At 35.9% G+C, this 17,689-nt stretch carries 9 protein-coding genes; 3 read left to right on the top strand and 6 right to left on the bottom strand.

What is annotated here, in order from left to right; translation table 11 throughout:
• Positions 1-80: 80 nt before the first annotated feature.
• From ABEG63_RS01345 to ABEG63_RS01325, 5 genes are all read right to left on the bottom strand, one after another.
• Complete coding sequence (locus tag ABEG63_RS01345) at positions 81-2,561, bottom strand: tail fiber domain-containing protein (protein WP_346582378.1); 2,481 nt, start codon at positions 2,559-2,561, stop codon at positions 81-83.
• Positions 2,562-3,018: 457 nt separating this feature from the next.
• A complete protein-coding gene (locus tag ABEG63_RS01340) occupies positions 3,019-6,288 on the bottom strand; it encodes a tail fiber domain-containing protein (RefSeq protein ID WP_346582374.1) in 3,270 nt (1,089 codons plus the stop codon).
• A 606-nt stretch (positions 6,289-6,894) separates the two neighbouring features.
• Positions 6,895-7,707, bottom strand: coding sequence for a hypothetical protein (locus ABEG63_RS01335; RefSeq protein WP_346582372.1), 813 nt, complete (start codon positions 7,705-7,707; stop codon positions 6,895-6,897).
• Between the two features lie 1,138 nt (positions 7,708-8,845).
• On the bottom strand, positions 8,846-9,370 hold the full coding sequence (locus ABEG63_RS01330) for a DUF6702 family protein (RefSeq protein WP_346582370.1): 525 nt from the start codon (positions 9,368-9,370) through the stop codon (positions 8,846-8,848).
• A gap of 80 nt (positions 9,371-9,450) precedes the next feature.
• On the bottom strand, positions 9,451-12,702 hold the full coding sequence (locus ABEG63_RS01325) for a S8/S53 family peptidase (RefSeq protein WP_346582368.1): 3,252 nt from the start codon (positions 12,700-12,702) through the stop codon (positions 9,451-9,453).
• Between the two features lie 149 nt (positions 12,703-12,851).
• On the opposite strand from ABEG63_RS01325, the gene ABEG63_RS01320 reads away from it, so the two are divergent.
• On the top strand, positions 12,852-13,430 hold the full coding sequence (locus ABEG63_RS01320; protein ID WP_346582366.1) for a HupE/UreJ family protein: 579 nt from the start codon (positions 12,852-12,854) through the stop codon (positions 13,428-13,430).
• Here the strand turns inward: ABEG63_RS01320 and ABEG63_RS01315 are convergent.
• The gene (locus ABEG63_RS01315) at positions 13,419-14,744 is read right to left on the bottom strand and encodes an MFS transporter (protein ID WP_346582364.1); all 1,326 of its coding nucleotides are present in this window, start codon (positions 14,742-14,744) and stop codon (positions 13,419-13,421) included. The two genes, ABEG63_RS01320 and ABEG63_RS01315, sit on opposite strands and share 12 nt — an antisense overlap.
• A gap of 137 nt (positions 14,745-14,881) precedes the next feature.
• Between ABEG63_RS01315 and ABEG63_RS01310 the strand changes: the two genes are divergently transcribed.
• Together ABEG63_RS01310 and ABEG63_RS01305 are read left to right on the top strand one after the other, a co-directional pair.
• Positions 14,882-15,253 carry a helix-turn-helix domain-containing protein gene (locus ABEG63_RS01310; RefSeq protein WP_346582362.1) on the top strand — a complete coding sequence of 124 codons (372 nt, stop codon included), beginning with the start codon at positions 14,882-14,884 and terminating at the stop codon, positions 15,251-15,253.
• A 12-nt stretch (positions 15,254-15,265) separates the two neighbouring features.
• Positions 15,266-17,647 carry a M1 family metallopeptidase gene (locus tag ABEG63_RS01305; RefSeq protein ID WP_346582360.1) on the top strand — a complete coding sequence of 794 codons (2,382 nt, stop codon included), beginning with the start codon at positions 15,266-15,268 and terminating at the stop codon, positions 17,645-17,647.
• Positions 17,648-17,689 lie beyond the last annotated feature (42 nt).

The following is a 17,689-nucleotide window of genomic DNA, read 5'->3' as shown; positions in this document are numbered from 1 at the left end:
GATGTTTTTGTATTTGTGTTATTAGAATTTTTTGCCTAAATAGCGATAAATGGGAACCTTTATCTAAAAAAATTGAAAATTTATTTTTTATTAAGTTCTATCAATTCTTTCACCTGCTGTTTCAAAAGATCTATTTCTTTCTTTTGTTCTTTAATTTCTGCCTGCTGTTCTTTCATCCCGTTAATAAGAATCAAAGATAGTTTTGAATAATCTACAGAAAGTAATCCTTCATTTTCGTTACCGTTAACTAATTCTGGAACAACAGCTTTTAGCTCTTGAGCAATTACTCCGATATCTGGGGTATCGTATTCTTTAAAATGATATCTTCTAGGCTGTATTTTCATGATTTCTTTTAGTCCGTATTCGTTAAGATTAATAATATCTTTTTTTAATCGGATATCTGAAAGTGTAGAAGTACTTACCGCTCTTACTTCACCATGGAAGTCGTACAGTGCTCTATTGGTTCCTGTAGTTACCCCCGGATCCTGATCAAATACTACGGCATATTGGTTTCCAGGAGAAATAGTTGCCCCATTAGAAGTATAGCCGGGATAAATGTTTAAGGTAGGATTTCCTGTAATACTTGTATTTTGTAAAGATAATACTGCGCCTGCAATAGACGAAGAAATGGAGACTTTAGCACTTGGAGTAGTGGTACCTATTCCCACTCTGCCACTGTTAGTATCTGTAAGGTACATCAGTTCGTTAAGTCCATTACCTACGCTAAATGATAAATACTTTCCTGTACCTGCCGTAGTTGTATTGGTATCTCCAAAATTGAATCTGGCAACAGAGCCTGTGCCTACCGTAGAAGCTGATCTTATATTGATCCCAAAATTATCTGTTCTATTTCCATAGGTAAAACCATCCTGCCCGATATTAATATCAATAGCATCTTTGGTAGTTGCCGTAGTGACTGCAGCATTAAATAATCCCGCTCCTTCTACCTGCAATTTTCTGGCTGGAGCCGTAGAGCCAATTCCTACATTTCCTGAAGTTCCCAACACCATTCCCGGTGCCGCTGTTGCTACAGATCCTGCATGGAACTGAAGATAATTGGTATTAATCCCCAAGCCATAAAAATCTGTACCTGCTGCATTGTTGAAGATTGCTAATTTTTTACCCGCTGCCGCTGTTACACTTGCTGCTCCGTTGGACGTTCCCAGATCAAGAATACTATTAGGAGCAGCAGTTCCAATCCCCACATTTCCATTAGTCGCTATAGTCATCTGCTCAACTCCTGTTGATCCAAAAGCGAATCTTCCTCCAGAGCGGTTATCCAGGTAGCCTTTAGAGCCAGAACCAAAAATACCAGAACCATTATCTACCCCCCAATATACACCTCCAGTTCCTGCTGCAACCGCAACATCCATGCGGCTATTAGCTCCAGTATTGGTATTTGAAAAATATGAACGTTGAGCTCCATTATTATTTGACTGAACAATTAAATTACCCGTGGTTCCATTAAAAGTTAGGTTACTAGCACCTTGCGTTACAACTCTGTTTCCTGTAAGTGTTCCATCTGTATTATAAATATTTACACTCGATTGTACGGCAGGGGTTTGCCAAGTCGCTACACCAGTACCATCGGAAGTCAAAATTTTACCTGCCGCCTGATTTCCGTCTACGATTTTTACCGCTGCAATTGGTGTAGTAGAAGTTCCTCCGGAATTGACATCTAATTTTACCGTGGGTGCGGTATTTCCTATTCCAACATTTCCACTAGTATCAATTCTTACACGTTCTGCATTGGAAGTAGCAAACGCCAAGTCAGTAAGATTAGTTGTTCCATCGCCTCTGTAATTGGCAACAATACTGGATCCCGTAGGAAATGCACCACTTACACGAGGTGTAAAGTACAATGCTCCAATAATATCGTTTACCAATAAATTGGTTGGAGCTGCTGCTGTACCACTTGCCGAAGCGAAGAATAAAGCCGGATTTTTAGAGGTTCCGTAGCCTGTAAAATTAAAATCATTTGCGGCCCCCCCTCCCACATTATCCGATACGATCTCGAATCTTGATCGTGGAATGGTAGTTCCCAATCCTACTCTGTCATTAGCTGCATCTACAGATAAAGTGGAACCATCTACAGAAAACCCATTTACTGCCGTAGAAGTAAATGCTAAGGTGTTGGCTCCTTGCGTCACTACTCTATTGCTCGTAAGTGTACCGTCTGAATTATAAATATTTACTGAAGAAGTTACAGTATCAACATCTGTAAGCTGCTTCCAGGTTGTTCCGTCAAAATAATGGTATCCTGCTTTGGCAATGTTAGCAGTTTGTGCTAAACTGGGTGTAGTTCCGGTTGGCGTAGTAGCATCAGTAACATACACCAAGGTACCCAACTGTGCCGCCGCATACGTACCGGCTGCTTTTGCTGCTAACTGTTGTCTTGTAAGCCTAGGCGCAGTAACGCCATCCTTAGAAGATGTAGAAGCTACATTTCCAACAACATCAAGTGTAGATTGGGGATTAGCAGTATTTATCCCTACTTGGGCGTATAAACCTGAAAAAGCAAAGACTGCAATTAAAGGGTAAAAATGTTTAATTTTTTTCATATTATAATCGTTATTTAATTTAAACTTAAATCTGTTTTATGATAATTAAAGAAGAAAAAAGGAATTGTGAAAATTGAAATGATATGAATATCTAAACTGCTTGGTTCCAGTTAAGAAGAATATATTATTTTCATGGCAAGTTTTTTTCTACGTTTAAAATATTCAAAAACACCAGCAAAGCCGTAATTGTATAATTAAAATAAATCCTGCAACAGACATATTTTAATTATTGATATTCACCCAAAGACCCTCAAATATATAAATTATAATAACATCTGCCAACTAATGTTAAAAATAATTAATCATTAAACTTAAAATTATTAAAAAAATATCTTTTTAAAATTCAATATTTATACAAAAAAAACACCTGTCGAAACAGGTGTTTTGTATTTGTGTTATTAGAATTTTTTGCCTAATAAAGATAAAGCGGGAACTTTTAACTTAAAAATTGAAATTATTACTTCTTTTTATTAAGCTCTAGCAATTCTTTTACTTGAGTTTTCAATAATTCAATTTCTTTCTGTTGTTCTTTCACCGCATTTACCAAAATTTTAGTCAACGCGCTTTCATCAAGCTCTCTTTTATCTTTCAAGCCGCTTTTAGCAGAATCATCCATCACATTTACCATATAAGGTGCTGCTTTTTCTACCTCCTGTGCAATAAATCCAACATATTCTTTATTAAGATCTGTATATCCTGATTTTTCTGTATACTTATACACCACAGGTTTCAATTGATTGATTACATTTAAACCATCTTTAAACTCATTGATATCTTTTTTCACTCTTCTATCCGAGAAAGTTCCCCAAGAACCTCCACCCGGTTTATCTGCCGAACCATTTACAGAAAGCAAAGAGGTAGGTGTAGATGTTCCGATTCCCACATTTCCGTCATGCGTAAGAATCATTCTTTGAGCCGCGGTATTGGTTCCGTTTGCTACCGTAAAGAATGTCATATTAGATCCCATCGTAGTTCCAGAAAAAGCCTGTGTACTGTTAGATCTGATACTGCTACTTGTTCCTGTATAATCTGTATTATAGCCTGATCCCGTATTTCCTGCAAAAACGATTGCTCCTAAACCGTTGCCAGATGCCACCGCCGCATTAGTTCCCAGTGTTGCAGACCCACTACGTCTTAATACCAAAGTTGGCCAGTTTCCACCTCCTGAAGCAAATCTTTCATTAATCAAGCCTTCATCATTAGTTGCAACATGCAATGTGGATGCTGGTGATATAGTTCCGATACCAACATTTCCACTATTTTTCACAGTCATTCTTACAGAAGCATTACCACCTGAAGATGTTGCCACCGCAAAATCTGCACTTCCTTCTCCTGCTGAAGCTGTAGAATATACCGCTCCAACTGCAATAGGATAAGAACCTTGACTAAAGTTCGGGTTTAAGCCTATCCAAGCACCTTGTCCTACTGCTGGAGTAGAAGATGCCCCCCCGATACGCAAACTTGGAATAACATTGGTATTAGCGGGTGAAGTAATTACTGCTGCTGTTCCTGATGTATTGGTTAAAGAAAACCCACTAGCCACACTAGAGTTAAATGCTAGTGTATTAGCAGCTTGAGTTACTATTCTATTTCCTGTTAAAGTACCATTAGAATTATAAATATTTACGCTGCTGGTTGCTGCAGGATCTTGCCATGTAGCTACACCATTCGCATCGGATGTTAATATTTTCCCTGCTGCCTGGTTACCATCTTCTATTCTCATTGCCGCTACTGGTGCTGTAGAAGTTCCGCCAGATGTAATATGCAATCTCTGTAAAGGATTGGTAGTGCCGATTCCCATGTTTCCGTTGGCTCTCATGGTAGCAACTGTTGTTAAAGTTTGCCCGTCTCCATAGGTTCCTGTCGCATTAGTTCCTACATTAAAGTTCATCCCAGTTTCAGCACCTGATGCGTTAATAGAAGGTCCATTTGCTGTTAAATTAAACCAAAGGTTATCCCAATTGCCCCCCGCCATTCTCATACCAAATGTAGTTCCCACGGCATCAGTTTTTGCTAACGGTGCTGTAGTTCCAAACCCCACTCTGTCATTTGCTGCATCTACTGATAATGTAGCTCCATCAACAGAGAAACCATTGGTTGCAGTAGAAGTAAATGCTAACGTATTTGCAGCTTGAGTTACCACTCTATTTCCTGTTAAAGTACCATTAGAATTATAAATATTTACGCTGCTGGTAGATGCAGGATCTTGCCATGTAGCTACACCATTCGCATCGGATGTTAAAATTCTCCCTGCACTTTGATTACCATCTACAATTTTAAATGCTGCTACAGGCGTAGTAGAAGTACCTCCTGAATTAATATCAAGTTTTACACTTGGAGAAGAATTTCCGATTCCTACATTCCCATTAGCAGCTATAGTCATCTGCTCAACTCCTGTTGATCCAAAAGCGAATCTTCCTCCAGATCGGTTATCCAGGTAACCTTTAGAGCCTGCACCAAAAATACCAGAACCATTATCTACCCCCAAATATACACCTCCAGTTCCTGCTGCAACTGCAACATCCATGCGGCTATTAGCTCCCGTATTGGTATTTGAAAAATAAGAACGTTGAGCTCCATTATTATTTGACTGAACAATTAAATTACCCGTGGTTCCATTAAATGTAAGGTTATTAGCCCCTTGGGTCACTACTCTGTTACCTGTAAGTGTTCCATCTGTATTATAAATATTTACACTAGATTGTGCAGAGGGAGTTTGCCAAGTAGCCAAACCATTTGCATCCGAGGTTAAAACTTTTCCAACTGCCTGATTTCCATCTACAATTTTCACAGCAGTAACTGGTGTGGTAGAAGTTCCGCCTGAATTAATATCTAACTTAACAGTAGGAGTAGTATTCCCAATACCAAGATTACCTGCAGGGTCTATTCTTATTCTCTCTACTCCAGATGTATATAAACCTAGATCTGTAGAATTATTTGTTCCATCCCCTCTATAATTTGAGAAAATAGCAGAGCCTGTTTGAAAAACACCGTTAACACGAGGGGTAAAATGAACGCTCCCAATAATATCATTTAAAAGTAAATTCGCCGGAGCGGCCACAGTACCACCAGCTGATGCTAAAAATAATGCTGGATTCTTAGATGTACCATATCCTGTGAAGCTAAAGTCATTAGGTGTACCTCCTCCTAAATTATCTGCTACAATATCAAATCTTGATCGTGGAACTGTAGTTCCTATACCCACCCTGTCATTAGCTGCATCTACAGATAAAATAGGATTAGCCGAAGTGCTTCTATTGATGGAAAAAGCATTAGCAATAGTTCCATTAAACGTTAAAGATTTATCTGACTGTGATACAATACGATTAGCCGTTAATGTTCCATCAGAATTGTAAATATTTGTAGACAATGAGGTGTTGTCTGGGTCATTAAGCTGCTTCCAAGATGTACCATCAAAATAATGATATCCTGCTCTTGAAATATTAGTTGTCTGTGCTAAACTGGGTGTAGTTCCTGTAGGAGTCGTTGCATCAGTAACATATACCAAAGCTCCAGTTTGTGCTGCAGCATAGGTTCCGGCAACTTTAGCTGCCAACTGCTGTCTCGTAATTCTTGGTGCAGTAACCCCATCTTTTGCAGAGGTAGAAGCTGCATTTCCTACAATATCAAATGTAGATTGCGGTTGAGGGGTGTTTATCCCTACTTGGGCGTATGCGCCGCTGAAAGCAAAAACAGCGAGTAATGGGTAAAAGTGTTTAAAATTCATTTCAATGTGTATTTATGTTAAATTATTTTTCAAGATTTCCTTAATTAAAAGGATAAGGTGTGTGCTAACGATTGTTAAACAATCGGCTTAGTTATAAGTGTAGCAAAGGTACGGTTGGAAAATTCCGGAAATTGAAATATGTGTTTGTGTTTTTTTCATTTTTTGTGTGTTTTTATTGTTTTAAAATTTATAATAAGTCTAATTTTCTATTCAAATTAATTTATAAAAAAAATTAACTTGAACAGAAATTCCTTTTTTTATCCTTAATATCCTTTTAAAATATTTTCCAAATATATAAAATACCATAATACCTACCAAATAATATTAATAAATTTTAATATCTGCCTTAAATTCAATAAAAATTAAATCATAATTGTTTGAAAATTATTTCACTATTTAGTAATTTATCATTAAATCATTCTTTTATTATTCTCCAAAATGTGTATTATTTTTAAAAGTTAATTTTAATTTTCAATAAAAAAAGCACCTACCTTGGTAAATGCTTTGGATGTATATTGTATTTGTGTTGTTTAATTTGATAGAAAGTGATTTTTAATCCTAGTCTTATAAATAAGTAAGAGAGAGATTTTAAAACTTATTATGGAATTAATTTCCCAGCTTAAAGATTAAAACCTGTGTGGCATAATCTGTAAGAGTCATACCGGCACCTGTACAGTTACCGGAGACTCCACGTCCCATATTGATTACCCAGGTATTGCTGGAAGTACCGTCAAATAAAGCAGAAAAAGTGATTGATCCTCCATGGTTGGAAGATCCCCCTTGATTATGAGCCGCCGTGCTATGAATACGCCTTGCATGTATCCCCGGAAAATCCATAAAATATGAACTCAATGTACAGCTTGTAGCATTATGCGTAGCTTCATAAACAAAAGTAATCTGATAAACGCCATTGGGAAATGTTACCGTACTTGTAGCCTCATCATAAAGTAATCCCGGAATATTATTTCGCCCTACCTCCAAAGGTAATCTTTGCGTTCCTCCGCCACCTGCTGATTGTAAAAAGTTGGTTTGTGCTGTCCTTAAAACCAATACAGCCGGAGCAGGAATAGCCAAACTTTCCAGACTACCAAGTGATTTTAGAACGCCGGTACCATCTGTTGCCAAGATATTATCGCCACTGGCTGCGGCTGTTAAACCTTGCAACCTCACAGGATTTGTACCACTTATATGGAGCTTATTAGTAGGAACCGTAAGTCCGATCCCCATATTTCCAGTGGAAGTCACTGTAATGTCGTTAGCAGCCTGCGCCGCAGAAGGAGCTCCCGTAGGAGGATTATCCTTAGCAGCATCAATAGTGTAAGCTCCTTGTGGATTAGGTGTATTAATCCCAACCTGAGCAAAACTGATTGAACTAAAACTTAAAAATAAAGCCAAAGAACAAATGTTTCTTAGTTTCATATTACTATTTTTTAATTGTGATTGTATATTTTGAACAAAAATAACGCAGACATAGAAATTTACATTGAAAAAAAACGTCTGTATTTCACTGATAATAAATAACATCAGGAAAGAAAAAAAGTTAGTCTAAATGGGAAATTTTAATACTTTTTTCAGAGGGTGATTTACTATTTTCATTCTAAGTTTTTTTAGGTTATCATTTTTCAAACTGAATTTTAAAATATTTCATGATTTTTACAATCATTACGATACATTCGTCATCTTATCACTTATATAGTATTATTAAATCTTATATAAAATGTAGTTCAGTCTTAAAAACAAATATAATCCATTCACCAACAATAACCAAATATTATTAACAAAAATTAATTATTACCTATAATTTATCAATTTTTAATTCATTCCAATGTAATTCTAATTAATTATTAAATATTCCATTAATTCAAAATTTCGCAAAAGTATGTTTTAAGCTCATCAAATTTAAAAACTTAAAATTTCCACCTAAAACCTGAATAAAATACACTTCTGTTTTTAACTAAAATTTTCAAAAACAATAAAAAAACGGCAGAACAAAAAATTCTGCCGCCACACAAAAAATGATTGAATTTTAAAATAAATTAAGATCCAAGCTTAAATATTGTTATTGAATAGTTAAAACAAATGGTAATAAACTTTCGATATTTTCTTAAGAAATCGGTTGTATTATTTAAAGAATTCTGTTCTTACCTTTATATGAGGACAAATGGTTTTTATTTCGCTTAAAAACAAAATTACATGTCCGTAAAATAATGATGAAGTTTAATAAATTTTGAATTTTGTTCGAAAGACGCTTAGGAAATTTTTTTACAGAGAATAGCTAAATAAAACTGTAGAATTTTGTAGCCATTTAGTTAAAAAGTACTATCATTTTAATCCGATAAAATTTAGGAATATTGACTATAATAATCGGTTGAGAACAACCGTCAACGGTTTGAATTGTTTTTTATTTTTTTTCATAACTATGTTGTTTTTAATAAGTTTCACAATTCTTATGCCAAAATAATTAAAAATCTAAATAAAATTTTACACTTAATATAATTAATTCTCAACAAACTGCATCAATAAAGTAAAATATAAATTTCAACAAAATACAATGAGCTTAGAAACTCTGAAACAGATAACGATTAGGATATGATAATTTTTCACTTTTTCTAACATCATTCACAATAATATGAACGATATTAATATGATCATCAAAAAGGTTATATAAAAAGCTAACTGCAGCCTCTATTTTCTTAGGATTTTCGGTGGTTTCGCTTTCTAAATATACATTTACAGATTCACTATCTTCTTCATAACCGATATAGTTAATTTTAAGAAATTTGTTATTCGATTTTAACTTAAAATATTCTGCAGCGTAACTTTTTACCGCTTCATTTAATTGATTTTTATATTTCGGATCATTAAAATGAAAAGGTTTTCCATATTTTTTCGCCAATCCGTTTTCCAGATCGTCAAGAAAAAAACGTCCTGTAATTTCAAATGTTTTGGATTTGGAACTGTAATTAATTTCTACGGAACCTACGTGGTAAGGGTGAAAATCTACTTTCGTAAAAGAACTTTGAACTCCCAAAAACAGAAAGAGTAAAGAAAATATAACAGATTTTTTAAAAAGAGAAACCATGTAAAAAATTTTTCAAAACAAATATAAAAAAAGTGGCAGTTAATAACCGCCACCTTCATATATTATATGTAATAAAGAGATTAATCTTTAATTACTTTCTTCACAACTTTTGTTTCATTATCTAAAATGATATTGAATACATAATTGCCTTTCACCAAGCCAGAAACATCTATTTTATTATCTTTAGAAGTTATATTTGCTGTTTTCACCAGCTTTCCTGAAGCATCAAAAATAGTTACGGTTGCTTTTGAAGCTTTTCCTAATTCTACATTTACAACAGATTTAGCCGGATTCGGATAAACATTTACACCCGCCTCATTTCTTAGATCATTCAACCCTAAAGAAGCTGCATTTGTTTTCACAAAATATCCACCGAAACCTGTCGTCTGGAAGCTAACCTCCCAATACTGATAAGTGTTATTCCATACAATATCTGCCACATTTGGAGTGATAGTCGTTGCAGCACTTCCATAAGAAGCGACTGTTCCTGTACTACTTGCACTTGTACCTGTATATTTTTCAATAACAAGATTAGCTTTATTGGCATTATCTGTACTTGAAGTAGGAAGTTTTACCGTATTCGTCAAATTATAAGCATCAAATTCTGCTTGTTTGAAATACAATGTAACTTTTCCGGTTGCTGTAGTCGCTGCTGTTTCAGGATTAATTTCAAATCTTCTTGAAACATAATTTGGCTGAGCATTATCTACCCAAACTTTTGAAGTCACATTTCCTGACACTGTACTTGCTGTTTCTTTTTCAACCCTAGAGATTAGCTGACATGCATTCGTAAAGTAGTTGTATCCGCTAGCCACTGCAGAAGCTTTCGTTTGATTAGATGTTGCCAGATTTTTAACCTCAGCAATATTTTCGTAAACGGTAGCTCTGATTCTGAAATTCCCCGCCGAGGAAGTCGTCCAGCTGGTTCCATTACTAGAAGATTTGCTTCTTCCGTCTGCAACCGTATTATCTCTCCACAAGCTCATTCTTCCGTTTCTTGTATCCAAAACAACATAGAAATCCTGGTTGGTCGTTGTTTGAACATTTAGGCTCGAAAGATCAATATAATTCCAACCATTACGATAGAAAGTATTTTTAATAGAACTAAAGCTTTTTGAAGCAAGCAATGTTCCGGGATTCCCATTAGCATCTACCTTTCTTATTTCTATATTAAATGGTACATCCGACATCGTGGCCGAGGTTCCTACCATAAAACTTACTCCACCCAATTTTCCAATCTTAGTTGGAGTATATCTAACTGCAAAAATATTATTATCGAAATAATAATTTCCTGTAGAAGATTGTTGATAAAATTGAGTGTCATAGTTTATTGTCTCATATTCGGACGGCACACATCCCAACTCACTCGTAACTGCTTTATAAATATCCAGCTTACCATTCCCCCATCTTGCATTTGCTGTTGCTCCCGTCATTGCATCCTTTCTTGCTGTAGATGTTAATCTGTTCTTAACTGCTGATGCTGTAAGAGAAGGATTTGCCTGAAGCAATAAGGCTACTGCTCCCGCTACAGCCGGAGAAGACATACTTGTTCCCTGATTTTTATAATAGTAAGTTCCGTCTACATGTCCTGTATCGGCAGGATTAGTTGCTGGGCTGCTGCTTGACGATAATGCAGAAATCACATACTCTCCTGAAGCAGCAATTTCCGGCTTTAAAACACCATCAACCCGGGGTCCTTGTGAACTGAAACTAGCAATACCCTCCGCGGTATCATTAGTCCAATAGTAATATCCTGTAGAACTATTTAAATATGTTGTTCTTCCTGCATAGGCAGCTACCGTTATAGCATTGGATGCATTGCCTGGGGCACCGACGATATATTCGTTATTTCCATTCTGTAAGGTGGTAGCCACCCCCTGCGATGAAAGCCAGCCATCTGTATTAATAGTTTGGGCAGAATTGTTTGTAATTTCCAAGGTATAAGTTCCTTGAGCATTCGTAGTAGATCCCGCAGGTCTCGTTACAACCAGTTGAACATATCTTTTATTATTATCCGTATGCCAGTAATTATACATCGTAGCCACCAATCCTCCAGATAGAATATTATGAGAAGTGTTAGTACTTATATTTTGAATATATTGTTGCCCGTCAGGAGTTGTAAGTTTAGCAGTAACAGGGCTGTCGTTATTCGCAAACATAATAAAACTGAAGATACTATCTGCTGTTGTATTGCTTGATACGGTGAATACATAAGATTGAGAAGCAGAAGGTTCAATATCTACTTTTCTGTGAATATTTTTACCATACTCGTTTCCTGCCGAAATCACAACTACCCTTCCAGAACCGGAATTTGTAAAATTATTCACAGCAACTTCATGTGGACCTGTGCCGTCATGTGCATTCGCCTGGCCTCCGATACTCATATTTACCACAATAGGTTTGTTCAAAGCTGTTGCAACATTCTGAAAATAAGTTAAAGAATTAATGATATTTGTTGTAGAAAAAGAACCATTACCTCCTTTTACAAAAACAATATCTGCATTCGTAGCAAACCCTTTATGTCTTTTATCAGCTATTGCCATTCCATTTCCGGCAGCTGTTCCTGAGACGTGAGAGCCATGACCATTGGAATCATTTTCACGGACAAAATTAGCCGGAGTACCATCTAACTCATCTTCAATCTGAGCTCTGGTATATTCTACTCCCGTCGCAAATCCTGTGGGGGGAACTTCAGCGCCCTGTGCCGTTAAGGTCTGATCCCAAATAGAAACAATCCTACTTTTCGTTTGATCATCTGCTTTTCTGAAATCCGGATGTTTCCAATCGATTCCTGAATCAAAAATCCCTACAAGCACTCCTGTTCCGTTATAAGCAGTATTATTAAAAACTCCATCTTGTAACAAATTTGCTCCAGATTGTGCTCTGGCAACATCATTATGAAGTTCTTCATAAGCTGGAGCCATTACAGAAATTACATAAGGAAGATTTCTTAATTTCTCAATATCATCAATACTCGCTAAAGCCGTAGCAAAAGTGGGTAGCTTGCTCTGAACCAAAATTCCGTCTTCCTTCAATTTCTCAGGTGTTTTCGTATATATAATACATGAGTACATGGTTTGAGCACCTTTGGAAGTTACCACCAAATGCTTCTCAAGTTTCATATCCGAACGTTCCAACTCCTTAATGACACCTCCTCTTTGTATTTTTTCTTTATTATTGAGTAAAAATTCAAATCGTGAATCCAATTTTTGAACCTGCGCGGAAACTGTATAAGAATATAACCCAAGAAAAGCCGCTGTAGCATTTCGTAAAAGTTTCGTTTCTCCAAATGGAATGTTTACTTTTGTAAATAGTAGTTTTTTTAATTTCATTTTTGCATTTATTATGATAGCAATTATAGTATTTTTATTTGATACTATTACAAATCAATGTGTTAATTAAATAAATCGTCCAAAAACATAAATAACATTAAAAATTATTCAATTTTAAGATAAAAAATTAAATCTCTATTATCTTTATCATGCAAGATTTTCTCTTCTACCTCAACCTCGGCTGGGAACACATCATCTCTTTAGACGCATTAGATCATCAACTTTTTGTGTTAGCATTAATTGCAGTGTATTCATTCAGCGATCTGAAAAAAATATTGATACTTGTAACGGCTTTTACCATCGGACATTCCGTTACGTTGGCGTTGAGTATTTTAGATATTGTAAGAGTTCCATCAGATTGGGTTGAGTTTTTAATTCCTTTAACCATTGTTATAACGGCTTTCGCAAATATTGTAATGAGAAACAAAAAGCAATCCCAGAATAAATTGGCGTATTATTTAGCTTTATTCTTCGGATTGATCCACGGAATGGGATTTGCCAACACCGCCAGAGTGATGATTGCCAAAAGCCAAAGCATTGCCGTTCCTCTTTTAGGTTTCAATATCGGACTGGAATTGGGACAGATTGCGATTGTTTTTACGATATTAATTCTGCTTTTCATTCTTTTAAATATCTTCAAAATCAATAAAAAAGACTGGATACTTTTTGTCTCCTCAAGCGTTTTCGCATTATCACTGAAAATGACTCTGGAAAGACTACCTTTTTAGTTTATATCCCGAAAATGAAAATATACCGATCGTAATTAATAATAAAACGATCATGATAACGGTCGCGATGAAATATCCGTTATCGAAGGAAAAATACAGTCGCCCCACAATACTTACGCCAAAGCCTATAGAAATTTGCTGAATGGTAAGATAAACGCCTGTGGCAATTGAAGTAATTGAGACAGGCAGTTTTCTCATGGCATTCGTAAACATCGAAGGCAAAACAATTCCGCAACCAATGCCGTAAAAGAATAGAATAATCATAACAAGTGGTAAATTAACCGTTAACGTATTGACGGTATAGATATGCCCCATCAATCCCAAAATCATCACTATTAAGCCAAAAACAATAAATTTTTCGTGATATTTATTTAAAAATTTAACTGATAAAAGAGAAGCCAAAACATACCCTATTCCCTGACAGGCAAACAATAACCCAGTTTTCGTAGAACTAAAATGATGATGATCTTCAAAAAAATTAGCATTGATAAAGAAATATGAATCCTGAACCAGATAATAAGTAACCGCCGCTAAAAGTGCTATTTTGAAACTGGAATACATAAAAGGCTGCATATTAATTAAAACCTCTTTTCCGTTTTTAAATTTATTTTTCTGATTTAAAATAAAAATGATCAATCCCGTCAAGGAAGAAATTAACAAGAGGATGCCGACCAAAGTCCATCCTTCTTCGCCGCCAATTACAATTTCATAGATCAGTGTAATCAATAAAACAATTAATATCACTTGAGGAAAAACCTGAATAGATTCTTTTGTTTTGATTTCAACTTCTTTCACATATTTCCAGGCTAACATAATCACCAAAACAGCAATTGGAATATTGATAAAGAAAACTAGTCTCCATGCAGGAAAACTAAATTTCAAATCAGGAATAATTCCGCCTAAAACCTGTCCGATCACTGAAGCAATTCCGGCAATAGCACCATAAATCCCCAACGCTTTTACTCTTTCTTCCTCTATTTTAAATATATCTGATATTAAAACTACCCCTTGCGGAACCATAAACGCCGCAGAAATTCCTTGAAAAAGTCTGCTCAGATTCAATCCCAAAGCAGAATCAGAACTTCCGCAGAAAAAAGAAAACAGCATAAAGCAGAACATGGACGTGATAAAGGTCTTTTTGGGACCGTATTTATTCCCTATTTTACTTCCCGTAATCAGAAAAGCGCCATATCCGATGATATAAAAAACAATGATAAACTGGGTTTCTGCTGTGGTTGCATGAAGAGAATTTTTAATAGAAGGAATGGCAATATTCACGATAAAAAGATCCAACACACATAAAAAAATTGACATTGAAATGACAATTAAACTCAACCATTTGTTAAACTCCGGAAACTTTCTCATATTTATTGATAAAATTTTAACTTTACAGCTTCAAAAGTATCAACATAAAACCCTGCTGTCAAGTAGGTAAAAAAAACGTACTTGGTATGAGTTTTAATACTAATTCTGATAATGAAACCGTTAGCTGCACAGAAAATTTTCTTTTTCTGGCAAATAATTGTCATGCAGAGCACGTTTTGAAGATGATCAACGGAAAATGGAAGGTTTCTCTCATCAAAATAATCGCTAATGACTGTCCGAAACGATTCGGAACGCTGAAAAGGGAATTAGACAATTTATCTCAAGGAACATTGAGTACCATTTTGAAAGAACTGGAAAACGACGGCATCATTCTGAGAATTGCTTACAACGAAATCCCTCCACGGGTAGAATATAAATTAACAGAAAAGGGCATTGCTCTATTGCCTATCATAAAATCAATGGAAGACTGGTGGCTCGCCTTCCCTAAAAACAATTAAAAAATATCGGCTATGAAATTAAAAGTAACTGCGCTTTCAGTTTTGTTATATACAGGCGCCTCTGCTCAGAATATTCAGAATAATCCGGGAAGTAATCACGGAAATAAATTCGAGCAGCTGGGTACTATTCTTCCCACGCCCAATATCTACAGAACAGCTTCCGGAGCGCCCGGACACGGCTATTGGCAAAACAGGGCAGATTACAACATCACAGCTTATCTGGATGAAGATAAAAGAAATCTGAAAGGTTCAGAAACAATTACCTATTATAACAATTCTCCGGATGATCTGGATTATATCTGGCTTCAGTTGGATGAAAATCAGCAGTCTAATGTAAAGAATGCAGATTACCAATCTTCTTCTACCCTGCCGAAAAATACGACAACACAACATTTAAAGGTAACAGAACTTCCTGCAAAAGATAACGGATACGGTGTAAATCTGGAAAAAGTAACCGATGCCTCAGGAAACCCTTTGAAATATACGGTGAACAAAACCATGATGCGTATTGATTTGCCTAAAACTTTAAAAAAAGGCGAACAGCTAACTTTTAAAGTTGATTGGAATTACAACATTCCCAACAGAATGGAAAAAGGCGGTCGTGGCGGTTACGAAAACTTCCCCGAAGACGGAAACGATCTTTATACGATGACGCAATGGTATCCTAGAATGTGTGTTTACAGCGATTTCCACGGATGGCAGAATCATCAGTTTACAGGAAGAGGCGAATTTGCTTTAGTTTTCGGAAATTTTAAAGTTTCGATGAACGTTCCTGCAGATCACGTTGTGGGAGGAACAGGCGAATGTAAAAACTATGATCAGGTTTTAAGTTCAGACCAATTGGCAAGATACAGAAAAGCTGAAAACGCGAACGAACCGATTGAAATTGTAACATTGGATGAAGCTAAAAAAGCAGAGAAAAATCATTCAAGACAAAGAAAAACATGGAATTTTGAAGCAAATGACGTGAGAGATTTTGCATGGACTTCCTCAAGAAAATTTGTTTGGGACGGAATGCGTGTTACGATTCCTGAAAATAACAATAAGGTAATGGCAATGAGTTTCTATCCAAAAGAAGCTTATAATTTATACAGAAAATATTCAACAAAAGCGGTTGCTCATACGATCAAAACGTATTCAGAGTTTACAATTCCTTATCCGTATCCCGTAGCGCAGTCTGTAGAAGCTGCCAACGGAATGGAATATCCGATGATCTGTTTCAACTTCGGAAGAACGGAAAAAGACGGAACCTATTCTGAAGGAACTAAAAACGGAATGATCGGCGTGGTTATTCACGAAGTGGGACACAACTTTTTCCCAATGATCGTGAATTCCGACGAAAGACAATGGAGCTGGATGGATGAAGGCTTGAACACCTTTACAGAATACTTAACAGAAGAAAAATGGGACAATAAATTTCCTTCCAAAAGAGGTCCGGCTTGGACGATTGTGGATTATATGAAGCTTCCAAAAGATCAGTTGGAACCGATTATGAGTAATTCTGAAAACATTATTCAATTTGGGCCGAATGCCTATTCAAAACCTGCAACAGGACTGAATATTCTTCGTGAAACCATTATGGGAAGAGAGCTTTTCGATAAAGCATTTAAAACGTATGCTAAAAGATGGGCTTTCAAACATCCTGAACCTGCAGATTTTTTCAGAACGATGGAGGATGCAAGTGGTGAAGATTTAGATTGGTTCTGGAGAGGATGGTTTTACGGAACAGATCCTGTAGACATTTCGATTGATAAAGTAACGATTGCCACACCAGATTTAGCCACAACTCCGAAATCCGTTGGAGAGGTAAGATACAATGTAGATAAACCTGCTGTAAATAGTTTTGAAGACCTTTCTAAAATCAGAAATAAAGAAGATAAAACCATCAACTTTGCGGTAGATAAAGATAAAGAACTTCAGGATTTTTATTACAGATACGACAGAGGTCAGGAAAAAGTAGATGCTGCGAAAGAATATATCGTTAAAACAGAAGCTTCTGAACCTTTAAGCTCAAAAGATAAAGATCAATTCAAAAATATCACTGCTTATCAAATTGATTTTACGAACAAGGGCGGATTGGTAATGCCGATTATTCTTGAATTCACTTTTGAAGACGGAACAAAATTGAAAGACAAAACTTCGGCTCAAATCTGGAGACAAAATGAGCAGAAAGTTTCAAAAACGTTCTATTTTGATAAAAAATTAAAATCTATTCAGCTCGATCCCATGAGAGAAACGGCTGATATTGATACTTCGAATAACTTTTGGAGTGCAGATGGCGGAAATGCACAGGTTTCTAAATTCGATTTATTTAAACAAAAAGAAGGCGGAAATGCAAGAGGAGCGTCCAACGGACGAGTAAACCCGATGCAGGCAGCCGGAAAGAAAAATTAAAAATAATTGATTTCAATAATAAAAGTATTCAGATTCTGGATA

This window comes from Chryseobacterium sp. C39-AII1 (assembly GCF_039672645.1).
GTDB lineage: Bacteria > Bacteroidota > Bacteroidia > Flavobacteriales > Weeksellaceae > Chryseobacterium.
This window is presented reverse-complemented; position numbering and strand designations above follow the sequence as displayed.